3 protein-coding genes are annotated in these 916 nt (G+C 64.7%); 1 reads left to right on the top strand and 2 read right to left on the bottom strand.

Features of this window, described 5'->3' with window-relative positions; all coding sequences use genetic code 11:
• Positions 1 to 185, top strand: a 185-nt coding sequence (locus tag A3764_RS25295; RefSeq protein WP_161487509.1) for a hypothetical protein, incomplete at its 5' end; no start/stop codon positions are given.
• Between the two features lie 94 nt (positions 186 to 279).
• Here A3764_RS25295 and A3764_RS26270 read toward each other — a convergent pair.
• Both A3764_RS26270 and A3764_RS17525 read right to left on the bottom strand, forming a co-directional pair.
• Positions 280 to 402, bottom strand: coding sequence for a hypothetical protein (locus tag A3764_RS26270; RefSeq protein WP_269084724.1), 123 nt, complete (start codon positions 400 to 402; stop codon positions 280 to 282).
• Between the two features lie 50 nt (positions 403 to 452).
• Positions 453 to 916 (bottom strand): DDE-type integrase/transposase/recombinase (locus A3764_RS17525; RefSeq protein WP_150122271.1); only part of this gene is annotated, 464 nt, incomplete at its 5' end.

Below are 916 nucleotides of genomic sequence, written 5' to 3'. Positions count from 1 at the left end.
GGTATCTGGCGCGGCGGGTGTCGGTGGTGATGCGGCTGGTCCTGATCGCAATCGGGGTGGCCAGCTTCTTCCTGACCGGCCTGCACCCGGCCTTCGCGCTGCTGCCGCTCGCGGCCATTGTCCTGCTCTATGGGCAACAGAAGCTGATGGGGGGAAGCGCGGCCGGCGCAGTTGTCGGCAGCTAACCCCGGAAACCGGCATCCCGCCCCGGCGGGTTCGCTCAGCGGCGCCCCTCGCAAGTCGGGCGCCGCTTTTGCGTGGCACCTGCGCGCCCGTGCGTCAGGGCGTTGCAAGGATCGCCTCCAGCGTCTCCTCGGGTTCGGTCAGCATCGACAGGTGACTGCCCGCGATCGTCACGATCCGCGCGCCCCGCGCCTCCATCACCGGCACGAAGCGCGTCATCGGCGACGCAATGAACCGCCCCGGGTTTGCCGGAGGCTGATTGTCGTTAGTTACGCGGCCATGTCTTCGGTTTCCAGAGCTGCGTAGAAGTTGGCCTCTGCCTCGGCGGGCGGGATGTTCCCGATAGGTTCGAGGAGGCGGCGATTGTTGAACCAGTCCACCCATTCCAGCGTGGCGAATTCGACGCTCTCGAAGCTGCGCCAAGGGCCGCGCCGATGGATGACTTCAGCCTTGTAGAGGCCGTTGATGGTTTCGGCCAAGGCATTGTCATAACTGTCGCCAACACTGCCAACAGATGGTTCGATGCCGGCCTCGCCCAGCCTTTCGGTGTAGCGAATGGACAGATATTGCGACCCGCGATCGCTGTGATGGACCAAGCCCATGGCCTTCGTCGGTTTGCGGTCATGGACGGCCTGCTCAAGGGCATCCAGGACGAACCCAGTCTGCGCCGAGGCGCTGACGCGCCAGCCAACGATCTTGCGCGCATAGGCGTCGATGACGAAAGCGACATACA

This window comes from Sulfitobacter sp. HI0129 (assembly GCF_001635395.1).
Taxonomy (GTDB): domain Bacteria; phylum Pseudomonadota; class Alphaproteobacteria; order Rhodobacterales; family Rhodobacteraceae; genus Sulfitobacter.
The sequence above is the reverse complement of the archived record's forward strand: the minus strand, read 5'-3'. Positions and strand labels throughout refer to the sequence as shown.

Bases quoted from the DNA above. Each gene is read 5' to 3' on its own strand.
- A3764_RS26270 (WP_269084724.1), bottom strand. From the start codon at position 402: ATGACGCGCTTCGTGCCGGTGATGGAGGCGCGGGGCGCGCGGATCGTG.